Origin of the sequence: Candidatus Poriferisodalis sp., from assembly GCF_965215815.1 — a bacterium.
Classification (GTDB): Bacteria; Actinomycetota; Acidimicrobiia; order Acidimicrobiales; family Poriferisodalaceae; genus Poriferisodalis.
The window spans coordinates 1,716,051-1,730,422 of sequence record NZ_CBDCEO010000012.1; the positions used below are offsets into that span (position 1 = coordinate 1,716,051).

Annotated in this window: 14 protein-coding genes; 5 read left to right on the forward strand and 9 right to left on the reverse strand. The window is 67.3% G+C overall.

The window, feature by feature from the left end:
* Positions 1–111: 111 nt before the first annotated feature.
* Positions 112–747 (reverse strand): HAD family hydrolase, encoded by a 636-nt coding sequence (locus ACOOHB_RS09540; protein WP_420444549.1) that lies wholly within the window; start codon positions 745–747, stop codon positions 112–114.
* Positions 748–954: 207 nt separating this feature from the next.
* On the opposite strand from ACOOHB_RS09540, the gene ACOOHB_RS09545 reads away from it, so the two are divergent.
* The 4 genes from ACOOHB_RS09545 (at position 955) to ACOOHB_RS09560 (ending at position 4,017) form a co-directional block, all read left to right on the forward strand.
* Positions 955–1,125: a hypothetical protein gene (locus ACOOHB_RS09545; RefSeq protein ID WP_420444550.1), complete on the forward strand. Its 171-nt coding sequence runs from the start codon at positions 955–957 to the stop codon at positions 1,123–1,125.
* A 73-nt stretch (positions 1,126–1,198) separates the two neighbouring features.
* On the forward strand, positions 1,199–2,392 hold the full coding sequence (locus ACOOHB_RS09550; RefSeq protein WP_420444551.1) for a steroid 3-ketoacyl-CoA thiolase: 1,194 nt from the start codon (positions 1,199–1,201) through the stop codon (positions 2,390–2,392).
* Between the two features lie 353 nt (positions 2,393–2,745).
* On the forward strand, positions 2,746–3,162 hold the full coding sequence (locus ACOOHB_RS09555) for a thermonuclease family protein (protein WP_420444552.1): 417 nt from the start codon (positions 2,746–2,748) through the stop codon (positions 3,160–3,162).
* Positions 3,163–3,171: 9 nt separating this feature from the next.
* On the forward strand, positions 3,172–4,017 hold the full coding sequence (locus ACOOHB_RS09560) for a ChbG/HpnK family deacetylase (protein ID WP_420444553.1): 846 nt from the start codon (positions 3,172–3,174) through the stop codon (positions 4,015–4,017).
* Positions 4,018–4,063: 46 nt separating this feature from the next.
* Here the strand turns inward: ACOOHB_RS09560 and ACOOHB_RS09565 are convergent, their stop codons facing one another.
* The 5 genes from ACOOHB_RS09565 to ACOOHB_RS09585 form a co-directional block, all read right to left on the reverse strand.
* Positions 4,064–4,417, reverse strand: coding sequence for an SCP2 sterol-binding domain-containing protein (locus ACOOHB_RS09565; protein ID WP_420444554.1), 354 nt, complete (start codon positions 4,415–4,417; stop codon positions 4,064–4,066).
* The gene (locus ACOOHB_RS09570; RefSeq protein ID WP_420444555.1) at positions 4,417–5,271 is read right to left on the reverse strand and encodes a PIG-L family deacetylase; all 855 of its coding nucleotides are present in this window, start codon (positions 5,269–5,271) and stop codon (positions 4,417–4,419) included. Before ACOOHB_RS09570 ends, ACOOHB_RS09565 begins: the two co-directional genes overlap by 1 nt.
* Before the next feature lie 74 nt (positions 5,272–5,345).
* Positions 5,346–6,569 carry a potassium channel family protein gene (locus ACOOHB_RS09575; protein ID WP_420444556.1) on the reverse strand — a complete coding sequence of 408 codons (1,224 nt, stop codon included), beginning with the start codon at positions 6,567–6,569 and terminating at the stop codon, positions 5,346–5,348.
* Positions 6,570–6,749: 180 nt separating this feature from the next.
* Positions 6,750–7,979: a magnesium transporter gene (locus tag ACOOHB_RS09580; RefSeq protein ID WP_420444557.1), complete on the reverse strand. Its 1,230-nt coding sequence runs from the start codon at positions 7,977–7,979 to the stop codon at positions 6,750–6,752.
* Positions 7,980–8,192: 213 nt separating this feature from the next.
* Positions 8,193–8,882 (reverse strand): TlpA family protein disulfide reductase, encoded by a 690-nt coding sequence (locus ACOOHB_RS09585; protein ID WP_420444558.1) that lies wholly within the window; start codon positions 8,880–8,882, stop codon positions 8,193–8,195.
* Between the two features lie 93 nt (positions 8,883–8,975).
* Here ACOOHB_RS09585 and ACOOHB_RS09590 point away from each other — a divergent pair, with 93 nt between their 5' ends.
* On the forward strand, positions 8,976–10,013 hold the full coding sequence (locus tag ACOOHB_RS09590) for a hypothetical protein (protein WP_420444559.1): 1,038 nt from the start codon (positions 8,976–8,978) through the stop codon (positions 10,011–10,013).
* Positions 10,014–10,047: 34 nt separating this feature from the next.
* On the opposite strand, the gene ACOOHB_RS09595 is transcribed toward ACOOHB_RS09590, so the two are convergent.
* The 3 genes from ACOOHB_RS09595 to ACOOHB_RS09605 form a co-directional block, all read right to left on the reverse strand.
* The gene (locus ACOOHB_RS09595; protein WP_420444560.1) at positions 10,048–10,386 is read right to left on the reverse strand and encodes a hypothetical protein; all 339 of its coding nucleotides are present in this window, start codon (positions 10,384–10,386) and stop codon (positions 10,048–10,050) included.
* Positions 10,387–10,440: 54 nt separating this feature from the next.
* Positions 10,441–10,605 (reverse strand): type II toxin-antitoxin system RelE/ParE family toxin, encoded by a 165-nt coding sequence (locus ACOOHB_RS09600; RefSeq protein ID WP_420444561.1) that lies wholly within the window; start codon positions 10,603–10,605, stop codon positions 10,441–10,443.
* A 111-nt stretch (positions 10,606–10,716) separates the two neighbouring features.
* Positions 10,717–14,232: an error-prone DNA polymerase gene (locus tag ACOOHB_RS09605; RefSeq protein WP_420444562.1), complete on the reverse strand. Its 3,516-nt coding sequence runs from the start codon at positions 14,230–14,232 to the stop codon at positions 10,717–10,719.
* Positions 14,233–14,372: the final 140 nt, after the last annotated feature.

Genomic DNA, 14,372 nt, shown 5'->3' on the forward strand with positions numbered 1-14,372 from the left:
GCCGCGAAGGAAAAGGCTGAACTCGGTCTGCTCGCATCCCACGGCACAGAGACGTAGGCGATCTTGTACGGACACCATCGCTGAGTTTCGCTGTTGTGGTCCTCGGAGCTCTCAGCCTGGGGATTGCGGTCCGGATGTGTCTGTCCATCCGCCACGAATGCCTGAAGGGCCAACGAGTGCGATCCGGAGCCAGTCGAGAGACGCGAAGTGCCTCGTCCCGAACAGCACTGCCTCAAGACCGACGGAACGCGCTGCATCGACGTTCTCTCGACGGTCGTCAACGAACAGGCACTCGCGAGGGTCAGCTCCGATTGCGCTGAGTAGCGACCGATAGGCCTCGGCGTCGGGCTTTCGAATGCCGATATCGCCAGAGATGCACCAAGGATCGATGAATTCTGCCAGTCCGAAGTGATCACGTTGAAGAGCGGCCCATTCACTCACGTCGTTCGAAAGGCAAGCGACGCGTATTCCACGGGATGTCACGTCTTCAAGCACGCCTTTGAGGCCCGGTGAAAGCGTGTGACGTGTGATGTATTCGATGTCGTTGCCGTCAACGCCGCACCGCTGCCAGAACTCCGAACTGGTCATCCGACCGAGGCTTGCGTCGCGATAGAGGTCCTCGATCTCCGCGTCCGCGAGCCGACAGCCGTTGTCACGAAGATACGGAACCAGCAATTCGGCAACGTCGTCGCGGGCGCGATAGATGACACCCATCGCGTCGAGCACGAGCCAGCCGATGGTGCTCATGAGCAGTGGTGTCGTTCGAGGAGCGTGCCGTACTTCCTGTCGGGACCTACGAATTCGATCGCTATTGGCGAACCGTCGAACGGCACGGAAGGCTCATCGCCGAGGAGTATCCGACCTCTGTCGCCGTCACCGCGTCATCGCTGGGTTCGAGTGCCGGATGGGTGACTCGGATGGTCTGTTGTAACACCCCCTGTTCACACTGGGTACATGACAGAACAGGTTGATCTCGCACCCCAGCTTCGGTTGGTGTCAACCAGCCGGATGCCGCACCGGCTGAGTCGGGCTACCCGCCAGGAAGGCTTGCGAGGCGTGGCTCGGGCACGTACCGCTCTGGCTGCCACGGTACGCCCGCCCGAAATCGCCCTCGACGCCGCGTGATGCGGGTTCCGGCCGCCAGAGGATCGGCAATTCGCTGGGCAGGGCTGGCGTAGGCACAAGTACAGTGCCGGCCATGAGCACCGCACCTGCGACACAGCACCCAGACGACATCGTCATTGTCGACGCCGTCCGTTCTCCCGTCGGCCGACGTGGCGGCGACCTGCGCGGCATCCACCCGTCCGACTTGCTCAGCGACGTGCTGACCTCGCTGATGGAGCGCACCGGGGTCGACCCTGCCAGCATCGGCCAGATCGTGGGCGGCTGCGTCAGCCAAGCCGGCGAGCAGACGGCCAACATTGCGCGCACCGCGTGGCTCGGCGCCGGCTACCCCCTGTCAGTGGCCGCCACCACCGTCGACGCGCAGTGCGGTTCGAGCCAGCAGGCCACCACGCTGGCGTACGGCCTGGTGCGCAGCGGCGTGGTCGATGCAGCCATCGGATGCGGGGTCGAGTCGATGACCCGCAATCCGATGGGGTCCAGCTACAAGAAGGGCCAGCGCACAGCGACCTCCCGCTACAAGGAGAACTACGAGTACACGACACAGTTCCAGGGCGCCGAGCTGATGGCCAAGAAGTGGGGCATCAGCCGCGAAGAGTGCGACGCCTTCGGTCTGCGCAGCCAGAACAATGCCGCCCGTGCCTGGGAGGAGGATCGGTTCGGGACCCAGATCGTCGAGATCGATGCACCCGTGCTCGACGACGAGGGCAAGCCCACCGACGAGATCCGACACGTCGTGCGCGACGGCGGCATCCGGCCCACGACGGCCGCGGGGCTCGCCGGAATCAAGCCGGTGATGGAGGGCGGCGTGCATACCGCCGGCAGCTCCTCACAGATCAGCGACGGCTCTGGGGCGGTGCTGCTGATGCGTGCCGGTCGAGCCGCCGACCTGGGTCTGCGTCCGTTGGCCCGGATTGTCGATACCTGCCTGGTCGGCAGCGACCCAGTGCTGATGCTGACCGGGCCGATCGAGGCCACGAACTACCTGCTCGAACGCAACGGCATGGCGATGTCCGACATCGACGTCGTCGAGATCAACGAGGCATTCGCATCGGTGGTCCTGGCCTGGCAGCGCGAAGTGAATCCGGACATGGACGGCGTCAATCCCAACGGCGGCGCGATCGCGCTGGGTCATCCGCTGGGTGGCACTGGCGCAATCCTGCTGACCAAGGCGGTGCACGAGCTGCACCGGGCCGACCGCAGCACGGCGCTCGTGACGATGTGCTGTGGCGGCGGGCTGGGCACCGGCACCATCATCGAACGACTCTGAGCGACGCACCAGCAAACCCTCCGCCCGGCGAGGCCGATCACGGAGTCGGTCGTCGGATCGATCACCGGTTCGATCGCCGGGTCGGCCGGCGGGCCCGCCGCGGAGGCCCGGGTCAGAGGTTTCGCGACCGGGCTTCGGTTCGTGTCGCGGCGCTGGCGGCCGCAGCCGCCGCTGCGTGGGCCGGCTGGCAGTACTTCGATCAAGCTGAGCCTGCGACGGATGCTGCGGCTACCACTGCGGCCCTGTCGGCAGTCGCGGACGCTGCGCCGCCCACTGCTGCAGGGTCGGCGGCCTCCGACGCTGCGGCGGATGCAGGGGGGCCTGCTCTCGAGCCGAATGCGGTTGTGTTGGCAGTGATCGATGGCGACACGATGGACGTCGATCTCGGCGGGCGCCGAGTGGCGGTGCGGTTCATCGGCATCGACACGCCTGAGAAGACCGGCGGCTACCTGCCGGCCGAATGCGGCGGCGATGCCGCCACCCTGCGAACGTCCGAGCTGCTTCCGCCTGGCACCGAAGTGCACCTGCAGCGCGACCAGGAGCTCTACGACCGGTACGACCGGCTGCTGGCCTACATCTACCGGGCCTCTGACGGGCTGTTCGTGAATCGTTACCTCGTGCTCGACGGATACGCCGGCACCATGCACTTCGAGCCCAACACACAACACCGGGCCGTGCTCGACACCGCCGAGGCCGAAGCCCGCGCCGCCGGTCGAGGAATCTGGGCCGACTGCGGCGGTCCGAACCAGCGACTCGAGGGCGCCAGTTAGCGTGTCGGCGTGGCACCGCTGTCCCAGCGGCTCGGATACGGCCCCGACGACAGACTGCTGATCATCAGCGCGGCCGGACTCGGCGGCTGCCATGCGATGAACGAAGGCGTGTACGCGGCCCTGCGGGACGGCCTGGCAACCACGGGGACTCTGCTGGTGCCGTGCCCGTGGTCTCGCGAGGCGGCAGCGAGGTTCCGGGGCGAGGACATCGGCGTTGCGCTCACGCTGAACTCGGAGTTCGAGTTGTACCGGTGGGGGCCGATCACTTACGCCCCGTCGCTGCTCGACGGCAACGGCGGGATGCCGAGCACGGTGGGCGATGTGTGGGACCACGCCGACCTGGACGAGGTCCGGCGGGAATGCCGGGCACAGATCGAACGGGCGATCCTGTGGGGCTTCGACGTCACGCACCTCGACAGCCACCTCGATGTATTGAGCGTGCGCCCCGAGTTCTTCGACGTGTACCTGGAGCTGGCGGTCGATTTCGGGCTGCCTGTGCGGCTGATCTCTTCGGAGGCTCGGCGGCAACTGGGCTTTCCCGTGGAGGACCTGATCGCGTCTGAGGGGGTTGTGACCCCGGATCGGGTCATGCGCATCGCGCCCGGGACAATGGGGCGGTACCGGCGCATCGAGGCGCTGCTGGACTCGCTCGAACCTGGTTTGACCGAACTGCAGGTTCAGCCCGCGGCGGACTTGCCGGAGCTGCGGTCGCTGACCGCCGACTGGGGATCTCGAGTGGAGGACCTGCTGCACCTGCGAGACAACGCCGAGCTGCGCACCCACATCGAGCGCAGCGGGATCCGGCTGGTGGGTTACCGGGCGCTTCGACGGCTACAGCGATCCGGCCCAGCCTGAATCAGCCCAGCCTGAATCAGCCCAGCCTGAATCAGCCCAGCCTGAGTCAGCGGGGTGCTCCGAGCGAGCCGGCCGCACGCCAGGCCGGCAGCAGCTCCAGCCAGAGCGCCATGTCGCCGGAGACCTTGAGATCGCCCGCCATGTAGTGCTGCGCGGGGTCGGCCTCTCCGCAGACGACGTCGGCGGCGAGCTGCCAGGGCGCCTCGAGTGTCAGATCGGCGCCCCGGGTAGTACCGGGAGCTGCAGCTTTCAGGACGCCGGATTCGAAGGTCAAGCTGGCGCTCACCTTGCCGTCGGGACCGCCGGCGGTCTTCATCACCACGGTGCCCGACACGCCGCCGAGCGGCTTGTGGCCGGCTGTGGCCCAGTTCGTCAGGAACTCTTCGTCGAGGAAGCTCACTAGCGCAGCCCGGCGAACAGGTCGTTCTCCATGGGCTCGGTCGAGATGCGCGACTCGAGCAGCATGTATTCCTCATATGGATGGATGGAGTCGGCCACGTCGTCGGGCAGGCCGAACCAGAACGGCGAGTTGGGATCGACCTGGGTGGCATGGGCCAGCAGCGCCTTGCGCCGCACGGCGTTGTTGACCTCGACGACTGCGTTGATGCGGTCGTCGCGGCTTGGCCGCCCCAGCCACTTCTTGTCGAAGGGCGACTCAAGGTTCAAGTCCAAGAAGGCCTGGTGGATGAGGCGCATGCGCTTGTGGGACCACACCGGCGCATACATCTTCATTGGCGTGAAGGCCGGGCCGCACTCGGGGCGCCAGGCAGGCTCGCCGGCGTGCGCGAACGCCGGAATACAGATGGCCGTGACCTGCAGGTGATCGGGGTGCGGGTAGCGGGACTGCACCAGCGGGTAGGTCAGGATGACCTGCGGGCGAACCCGCCGGATCACCGTCACCAGCCTGGCGACCGCCTCGTCGAGGTCGGCATTGGCGAATGCGTCAGGGTGAGCGTTGGGTTCTGTGTCGGGCATACCTGAGTCGCGGTAGCCGAGCATGACCACCTCGTCGTAACCGATCTCCATCGCAGAGGCATCCAGCTCGGCACGCCGGATCTCGGCCAGATTCTCTGTGACTTCGGGCCGGTCCATGGCCGAGTTGAGGATTTCGCCCTCCTCGCCGCCAGTGCAGCAGACGAGCGTCGTGCGGATGCCCTCATCGGCGTAGCGGCGGACGGTGCCCGCCCCCTTCGACGCTTCGTCGTCAGGGTGGGCGTGCACCGCGAGAATTGACAGTCCAGTGTCCTGCGACATCGGCGGTCAACTTATCGGGGTCGGTCAACTTATCGGGGTCAGCTCCGTTCCGACCCTCCGTCGGATGCCGCCCGTCAAGATCTCGGCGGAAGACCTACCAGGGTCAGCTCCACGTGGCCGGTTTCCTCATCGATGGCTATGGAGTAGCCGAAGATCGCAGCAAGACGGTCTCGCCCCTCCTCGGGACCTGACGCGATCAGCTCGTCACCGACCCACAGCCGCACCGTGCGGGGCGGGTTGTAGATATAGCTGGCGGCGCGGCGGATGGCCAAGACGTGATAGCCGGGGTCCACCGCCAGCCCGAGCGACCCAAGCGTCGAGTCGTCTGCCTCTGAACCGGGTGCCACCGGCACCTGGACCACGACATCGTCGGTGTCGCCGAGCGCGAGCGCCAGCACCGGGTGTATGTCCTCGTCTTCGAGCACGAGCGACACGATGTTGCGGGCCTGATCGCCGATGTCCTCGGCAGCCTCGGCGACGTGCAGCAGGCCGCGCAGTCCCGCAGGATCGGTCTCTGCGGGGTGGGCTATGTCCGCAGCTGCGCGCAGCACCCAGGTCTGCATGGAGACCTTCATGCCATCGAGTCGCTCTTGCATGGATCGCACCTCGCGGGCGAGAGACAGGTCATCCAGCACGAGCGCGGAATAGGCCAGCCCGATGGCCGCTTCGGACAGGTTCTTCATCTCGACGAGCGTGTCCACGGCCCGGTCGAGATCGCTGAGCACCGGCGCCGCGTCAGGCTCGGGCGGGTTCCAACGCTCCATGGCCGCCAGCTCGCGCAAACGCACGATGCCCGCCGGATCGCCGCGCATGAACAGCACATCCCCCGGTTCGATGATGCTGTCGCCGCCCACATCGGTCAGCCAGCGGCGCCCGCGCTGGATGGCAACCACGCGCATGCCGACCGCCACGGGCAGCTCCATGTCGCGCAGCGGCCGGTTCGCCAGGTGGCTGCCCTCGGCCACCACGAGCCGGTGCGAGACCTCGGCGGCCTGCGCCAAGTCCACGATGAGCCCCCGGGGAATGCCCAAGTGGTGCAGCACGATCTTGGAGATGTCGACGGCAGCGTTCGCGATCTGCTCCATGGACGACACCACCTGCAGCACCGAGCTCATGCCGTCCACTTCGCGCGGATGCCGGACGGCCAACATCGCCAGCGACCGCATCTCGTGTACGAGGTTGGACATATTTTCTTCGAGGCCCAGCACGGCATCGGCCATGCCTTCGTCGTCGAAGTAGAGCGCGGCGTATGCCAGATCGACCATGAGTTCGGAGGCGTCCTTGGCCTCCGAGAGCATGGACTTCAGATTTCGAGGTTTTTCTTCAGGGTCTGATCGCATTTCAGATCGTCAGCAGGCAGCGCGACGAGCTCCGTTCAACTTGGGGACACGATTGCGCCGCTGCCCACAGCGTAGGCACAGCGGCATGGGGGCGCGGAAGGCGGTCACGACAGCCGACAGCCGCTCGCATCTCGCCTGTCACGACAGGCCGACCCAACTGACGGCCAGCACAAGTGCTGCGGCACCGGCCAGGTCGACCGTGCTGTTCACGAGCGGGATGCCGTAGGTGTCTGGGTCCACGCCGATGCGCGTGGCAAGGACCGTGCCGTAGTAGGCGATTGCACCCGCCAGCGCCGTGGCGATCATGCCCCCGATCAGCGAGATCGCCACGAGCCGGTACAGGCCCGGCGACGACATCGAGAACACAAAGGCGAAGACGTTGGCGAGCACCCCGTTCAGCACGAATACCGGAACCGTGAGGGTGAAGGCGAACAGGATGTCGAGGCGGGCACCTCGCTGCGGAAGCGCTCGGGGCTCGATGACGCCGAGATGCAGCTTGCTCGACAGCCGGCTCGACAGGATGCCGCCGATGGCGCCGGCAGCCGCGAGACAAGCAGGCACCAGGATGAGCACCGCCCGTTTTTCCACGAAATCCTCAAGGCGGTGCTCGATCACGACGCCCGCCACGATGAGCACCAGGCCGCCCACGCTCAGAACGGGTACCGACTCGCGCAGGATCGCCCAGAGTTGTTCCAGTCCTGATCGCCACGCCCAGACCATTGCGGCGACCGCCCCGATGACGCTGGCTACCGCAATGAGCGGCGTGAGGGCGGTGATTCCCACCAGGTAGCTGGCCAAGAACAGCGCCGGCAGCGTGACGACGTCGCCCACTGCGGAGATGAGTGGGGCGCTGACGTTGTCGAGATCCCATCCGCGCCGCGTGGAGCTTGTCGCGAGCCCGAGCGTGACAACGAGCACGACGACCGATGCCAGCTCGGCCCCGACGACCGACACCATGATGAGATCGGTGATACCGATGATGTTCGGCAGCCCGAAGACCGGGGCCAGCACCTTCGTCATCACGCCGAGCGTCACGGCCGTCACGAGCGTCAGCACGGCCGCGGCAATGACGTTCTGGCCGACGATGGTGTCGCGGCGAGCTGTCGGTCGGAATGTCCCTGCGTGAATTGTCGTGGCGAGCCGGCTGCCGAGTGCGCCGAAGATGTCGCCGCGCATGCCGATAGCAGCGGGAACCAGCACGAGCAAACCCGGCAGGCGCTCGAGGGTGCCGGTGGCCGCCGCCAGCAGCACACCGGCGGCGGTGGCAGTCAGGCTGCTGACGGCGAGCGCAGTGAGGCTCTGGCGGGCGCCAGTGAAGTCGGGGCCGAGCAAGCCGCGCAGGAAGCCCAACGGGTGCAGCCTGGCCACCGGGCGAAGCGGGGCACGGCCTGCAGGCCGCCTACGGGCGGCCCCCGCAACGGCGCGCCGCTTCTGCCTGCTGGTGCGCTTCGGGGCGCGGCGCGGCGCGGAATCGCCTTCGGCCATACGCCAAAGGGTGGCAGCCGCGGGACCCGACGCGCGAGATGTGATCCCGGCCGTCGGGAAGTCGCGGTCGGGGCGGTATGAGCGGTCGAGTGAGAATCAGGCGGAAGGCTCGAGCAGCGCCGCAAAGAAGGCGGCGATTTCGGTCGGCCCGACATTGCCGGCGAACCGCAACACCACAGCGTTGTCCGCATCGATGGCCACGAGGTACGGCACCGACGTCAGGCCGAATGCCTCAACGACCGACAGCGCCGGCGTGTCGGCGACGACTGGGTATTGCCAGCCTTGGTCGCGCAGCCATTTCTCGGGCGGGTGATTGCCGCGGGTGGCGTCTTCAAGCACCGATACGGTGAAGAAATCCACGCCGGCAGGCAACTCGTTTGTCTCCAGCCACTCCGTGAGATCGGCCACCTCGGCTTGGCAGTGCGGACACCAGTGGGCGTAGAAGGCGATGACCATCGGACGGCCCTGGCTCTCGATGCGCACTGCTTCGCCGGTGAGCAGGTCGGTGCCGACCACGACCGGCGGTGTGCGGCCGACGGCGGTGTCGTCTTCGAGTTGCTCGAACTTCGGCAGCGCCGTGCCGGACACTTGCGTCAGACCCGATGGCGCGTCTTCCACCGATGTGGTCGGCGTGTCTTCCATCGATGTGATCGGCGCGTCAGAGGCCGGAGGGTCAACAGGAGAGGCCTCGGTCGCAGCCGGTGACTCCGGCGGTGACACCGTCTCTCCACCACCGCAGGCCGCTGCAAACGCCAACGCACACAGACCGATCAAGGCTCGCCGCACAACGGTCAAGGTTAGGCACCACATCGACGGCGCCCCCTCGGACGAGACACGGGAGCCCGGGGGTTGATGGACGGCCGATGGCAGACTTGGCCCGTGGAGACCCGCCAGCTCGAATCGACACCCGGCTTCGTCATCTATGACCTGCCCGGCGCCCAGCACTACGTCGGGGAGACCCGCCTCGGCAGCCGCCTCATTCCCGGCAACGCGACGATGCTGGTGCGGCACATCACCTACGTGTTCGCCACTCTCGAGCAACAGCGCAGCGGTGCCAGTGTCGGCTTGAAGTCCGACCCGTCCGACGCCGCCAACGCCGTCGAGGCTCTGGCGACCGAGCTGGTCGACGATTTCACCAGCGGCAAACTCTCGACCGGGCCGGGCCTGCGCCTTGACGCCAAGCTGCTCGCACCGGTGCTCGCGCACGACCAGCGCAACCTCATCGGCAACGACGACCGAGACGGCATCTCGTTCAACAGCGAGCTCATCGGCGTCGGCGCCACTGCGGCGGCAGCCGGCCTCGTAGGCGGCCTCGACGGCAAGCGCATCGCCATCGAGGGATTCGGTCCGGCCGGTCTCGGCATCGCACGCGAAGCTGCCGCCGCCGGGGCCACGATTGCGCGGGTCGCCACGGCGAAGGGCTGTGCGAACGGCCAACTCGACCCGGTGGCGCTCGCCGAAGCGTGGCTGGCCGACGGCGACATGTGCGTGGCCACCCTGTCAGGCGACGGGGAACCTGCCAAGCCTTGGACCATCTGGAAAGACGACGTGGACGTGCTGTTCTGCGGCTCGAAGCCTGCGGCGATGTCCGGCGACGGCGCATCGATGGCGGGCGCCACACCAGTGGTCGCGTTCTCCGCTGCGGCGGTGTCGTCGAAGGCGCTGGCAGTGCTGCGTGCAGCAGGCACCCCGGTGGCTGCTGACTTCGTTGCCGCTGCGGGACCGGCGCTGGGGTGGTGGGCTGACCCAGCGCTCACATATGACGACCTGCGTGCCGCTACCGCTGACACCGTCAATGCGGTCATGTCAGAGACCGTCGGCCATGACGACGGTCCGTTCATGGCCGCCTGTTACCGGGCTGAGGCCTTTCTGAAGACTTGGCAGGACAAGCTGCCGTTCGGCCGGCCGCTGGGCTGACCCGTTGCTGAACGCCCGTCGCCACGGACGTGATCTATCGACGCGGCCTATGCCCAGCCGAGCATTTCTTGGCACCGGGAGCTACCAAATTCGTGCACTGAGTTCCGTTCTTCGTCGGGGCTCCGCAGGTACCTGTGCCCACAGTTTGCTTCGCAGCCGTCGAAATCGCTTTGCGAGCGCGTTCCTCCAGGAGTGCCGAATCGGCTTCGGCTCGCTGCTCCAAGTCGCGCTCGTACTCGGCCTCGCGCTGTTCGAAATACTCGGCTGCTTCCGCAAGCAGTTCTTCGGCATTGGGATGCTCTCGGACGAACTTCTCATGCCATTCGGCAGCGGGACGGAGGTCAAGCGGCCGGCGCCTGCGGAGTATCGCCATCACCGTCACGCTAACGCCAAAAGGCAACTTGAGGCGCAGCATCCGTCCGATCCTCTACTTCGAGTTCTCATGTCTGTCGAACAGAGCGTCAGCCCGACGGATCATCTGCTTGTACCAAGAGCGTTTGCCACCTCGGCGCGCCTTGTCCCCGCCGCACAGCAGGATCGCTCTTTGTTGAGCGTCGAATGCAAAGAACCCCCGAAGAGTGAGGCGCGCCATTCCCGGTATTCCTGGGTGTCGAGCACTTCCCACACAAGCTCGCCACTGAAGGAAGGGGTGAGACAGAGCAAGCGTCCAATTTCCGCGTACTGCGATTGCTCGGTCTGCGAACTAGCGGAAGTCGCGGCTGGCCACCGAAGCAGCCACATCGAGGGCTTCGAGTTTCTCGGCGATCACGTTGACAGCGCCCTCATGTCGCTCTAATCGCCCTGACACCACCAGCGCAGGCAGGTCGCGTACCTCGGTGCGGTACCGGATCCAGCAGCCCCGCGACACCACCACGTTCACCAGCCCCGTCTCGTCCTCGAGGCTCAGGAATGTCGTGCCGCCCGCCGTCATCGGGCGCTGGCGATGCGTGACCAAACCGGCGACGCGGATCTTGCCCGCTGGACAAGAGAGCAGTTCCGCTGCCGTGCGAATCCCTGCCGCTGACAGCCCGTCACGCAGAAATCGCGTGGGGTGACCATTGGGAGAAACACCGGTCGCCCACAGGTCTGCCGCAGCGGTCTCGGGCTCGGTGAGCGCTGCCAGCTGCGGCGGCTCGGCACCGGTGACGATGCCCGGCAGCCGGCCGGGCCGCGACTGGGCCACCGCTCCCGCCGCCCACAGCGCCTCACGCCGCGACAGCCCAAAGCAGTCGAACGCTCCAGCGGTGGCCAGCGCCTCCAACGCCGCCAGCGGAACATCAGTCCGGCGGCACAGGTCTTCCATGCTGGCGTAGGGACCGGCCTCGGCAATCCGGCGGGCCGCGTCGTCGCCGATCCCCCGCACCGACGACAGCCCCAGCCGCACCGCCACCGCACCGGTGGAACTCTCGCAGGGCTCCAGCGTGGCGACCTCGGCCGATGCATTGATGCAGGGCGTGCGCACCACCACGCCGTGGCGGCGAGCGTCCTGGCACAGCGAGTGCGGCGAGTAGAACCCCATCGGCTGCGCGTTCAGCAGGGCTGCACAGAATGCCGCCGGGTAGTACAGCTTGATCCACGCCGAGGCGTACACCAGGTGGGCGAACGACACCGAGTGGCTCTCGGGGAAGCCGTAGTCGGCGAAGGCAACCATCTTCTCCCAGACCCGCTCGGCCACGTCGTCGACCAGCCCCCGTTCGGCCATCCCCGCAAAGAGACGCTTACGCAGGCGGCCCATCCGCTCGCGGGATCGCTTGGCCCCCATGGCCTGGCGCAGCTTGTCGGCCTCGGCCGCGGTGAACCCGGCGGCGTCGATGGCCATCTGCATGAGCTGCTCCTGGAACAGCGGGATGCCCAATGTCTTGGCCAGCGAGTTCTCGAGCAGGGGATGCAAGTAGGTGACCTGCTCGGTGCCGTTGCGCCGCCGGATGTAGGGGTGCACCGAGCCGCCCTGGATGGGGCCGGGGCGGATGAGCGCCACCTCCACCACCAAGTCGTAGAAGCAGCGAGGACGCAGCCGCGGCAAGGTGGCCATCTGGGCGCGTGACTCCACCTGGAAAACGCCGATGCTGTCGGCTCGGCAGAGCATGTCGTAGACCTCGTCTTCCTGCGGGAGCCTGCCGAGGTCGACGGTGACGCCGTGCGCGTCGGCGATCAGGTCGACGGCGTAGTGCAGGGCCGACAGCATCCCCAGCCCCAGCAGGTCGAACTTCACCAGCCCGATCGCCGCGCAGTCGTCCTTGTCCCACTGCAGCACCGAGCGGTCGACCATGGTGGCCCATTCGGTGGGACAGACCTGTGTGACCGGCCGGTCGCAGATGACCATGCCGCCCGAGTGGATGCCCAAGTGGCGCGGCGCTCCTTCGAGTGCAGCGGCCAGCTCTGCCACGTCGGCGGGAATGCTGGGCGCGCTGGAACTGGACGCGCTGGGGCTGGGGTGGCTGGCGGTCGGCTCGGGTCCCGCATCGCGCCAGTCACGTGCACGCGGGCGGCCTGCGGGACGGCGCTGGGCAGCGAACCCGTTCGGGGCGCTGTCCGAGGTGCTGGCGGAGCCGCCACTCGAGATGCCATTCGCAGCGCTGGGCGAGACAGGCAACGGGCTGTAGCGGTCCAACGATTTCGACCATGCATCGGCCTGGCCGGGTTCCCACCCCAGCGCTCGGGCCATGTCACGCACCGACGAGCGCGCCCGGTAGGTGATGACGTTCGCCACCTGCGCTGTGTGAGCGCGGCCGTATCGCTCGTACACGTACTGGATGGCCTCCTCGCGGCGATCGCTCTCGATGTCGACGTCGATGTCGGGCGGCCCGTCGCGCTCGGGCGACAGGAAGCGCTCGAACAGCAGCCCCAGCGCAACCGAGTCGACATTGGTGATGCCGAGCGCGTAGCAGACCGCCGAGTTCGAGGCCGAGCCGCGGCCCTGGCAGTAGATGTCGCGGCTGCGGCAAAACAAGACGATGTCGGACACGACCAGGAAGTAGCCGGCGAAGCCGAGCTGGTCGATGAGGTCGAGCTCGTGGCGGATCTGCGCCCAAGCGCCCGGCACCCGTTCGACCTCCGGGGGGCCGTAGCGCTCCAGTGCACCTTGGGAGGTGAGATGCCGCAGGTACGACATCTCGTCGTGGCCGTCGGGACACCGATATGGCGGCAGATTCGGCGCGATCAGCGACAGGCTGAACGCGCAGTCGCGGCCGAGCTGCGAGGCCGCGGCCACCACGCCCGGCCAGCGGGCGAACCGGCGGGCCTGCTCGGCGCCGGATCGCAGGTGCGCCGTGGCCGACGGCGGCAGCCATCCATCCAGCTCGTCGAGGCTGCGCCGGGCACGCACGGCGGCCACGGCGGTGGCCAGCCGCCGCCCTGTGGGAGTGGCGTAGTGAACACCGTTGGTGCAGATCGGCTCGACCCCGGCCCTGATGGCCACCGAAGCCAATGCGTCGTTGCGCTCGCTGTCAAGCGGGTCGCCGTGATCCCACAGCTCGACGAAGACGTTGTGGCGGCCAGCCGCTTCGACGAGCCGGTCAAGCTGGGCTGCCGCAGCACGCGGCCCTTCAGCGATGAGTGCTGCGGGGACGGCGCCCTTGCGGTGCCCGGTGAGGATCGCCCACTCGTCGCGGTGTGTCGCTGCGGCTGCCAGGAACTCGTTCGTGTCGAGGCGCGGGGCGTGCTTGCGGCCCGCCATCTGCGCTGCCGAGATCAGCTCGCCCAGCGAGGCGTAGCCGGCCGGCGAACGCGCCAGCACCACCACGTGGGATCCCGCAGGGTCGGCGCACCCAGTGCGCTGCGGCTGTACTCGGCGCTGAGTGCCGGGCATCAACTCGCCGACGCCGTATGCGTCGAGCGTCAGCTCAGCACCGAACACCGTCGGCAGTCCGGCCTCGGCGGCAGCCTCCGCAAAGCGCACCACGCCGTAGAACCCGTTGTGATCGGTCAGCGCCAGCGCGTCGAGCCCCAGCCGCACTGCTTCGTCCACCAGCTCAGCCGGGCTCGACGACCCGTCCAGGAAGCTGAAGTTCGAGTGAGCGTGCAATTCCGCATACGGCACCACCGAAGGCGGGGCTTGCGGCCGAGCGGCAAGTTCGAACCGCTCGCCGTCGACAGCGACGCTCTTGCCATGACTGTGCTCAATGCGCTGGCCCTTACTGGGCCGGCCGTGGGGTGGTGGCCGGTCGGACAGCCGCCGCTCCAGTTCCCGCCAGGAAATTCCCGGATTCGTGAAACCCACGGCGTCACACTAACGAACAACAGTTCTCAGAACAACAGTTCTCAGAACAGAAGTTCTATCGTCTCGCATGCCTCGGCGCGGCCACCTCGGCACGGTCACCTCGCCTCGTGACCCCAAGACCGAACCGAACTACGTTGCGC

What these genes read in the sequence shown, in the direction of transcription:
- ACOOHB_RS09600 (WP_420444561.1), bottom strand. Translation starts at nt 10,605, where the DNA reads ATGGCGCGCCTCACTCTTCGGGGGTTCTTTGCATTCGACGCTCAACAA.
- ACOOHB_RS09595 (WP_420444560.1), bottom strand. Translation starts at nt 10,386, where the DNA reads ATGGCGATACTCCGCAGGCGCCGGCCGCTTGACCTCCGTCCCGCTGCC.
- ACOOHB_RS09550 (WP_420444551.1), top strand. Translation starts at nt 1,199, where the DNA reads ATGAGCACCGCACCTGCGACACAGCACCCAGACGACATCGTCATTGTC.
- ACOOHB_RS09545 (WP_420444550.1), top strand. Translation starts at nt 955, where the DNA reads ATGACAGAACAGGTTGATCTCGCACCCCAGCTTCGGTTGGTGTCAACC.
- ACOOHB_RS09540 (WP_420444549.1), bottom strand. Translation starts at nt 747, where the DNA reads ATGAGCACCATCGGCTGGCTCGTGCTCGACGCGATGGGTGTCATCTAT.
- ACOOHB_RS09575 (WP_420444556.1), bottom strand. Translation starts at nt 6,569, where the DNA reads ATGCTCTCGGAGGCCAAGGACGCCTCCGAACTCATGGTCGATCTGGCA.
- ACOOHB_RS09570 (WP_420444555.1), bottom strand. Translation starts at nt 5,271, where the DNA reads ATGTCGCAGGACACTGGACTGTCAATTCTCGCGGTGCACGCCCACCCT.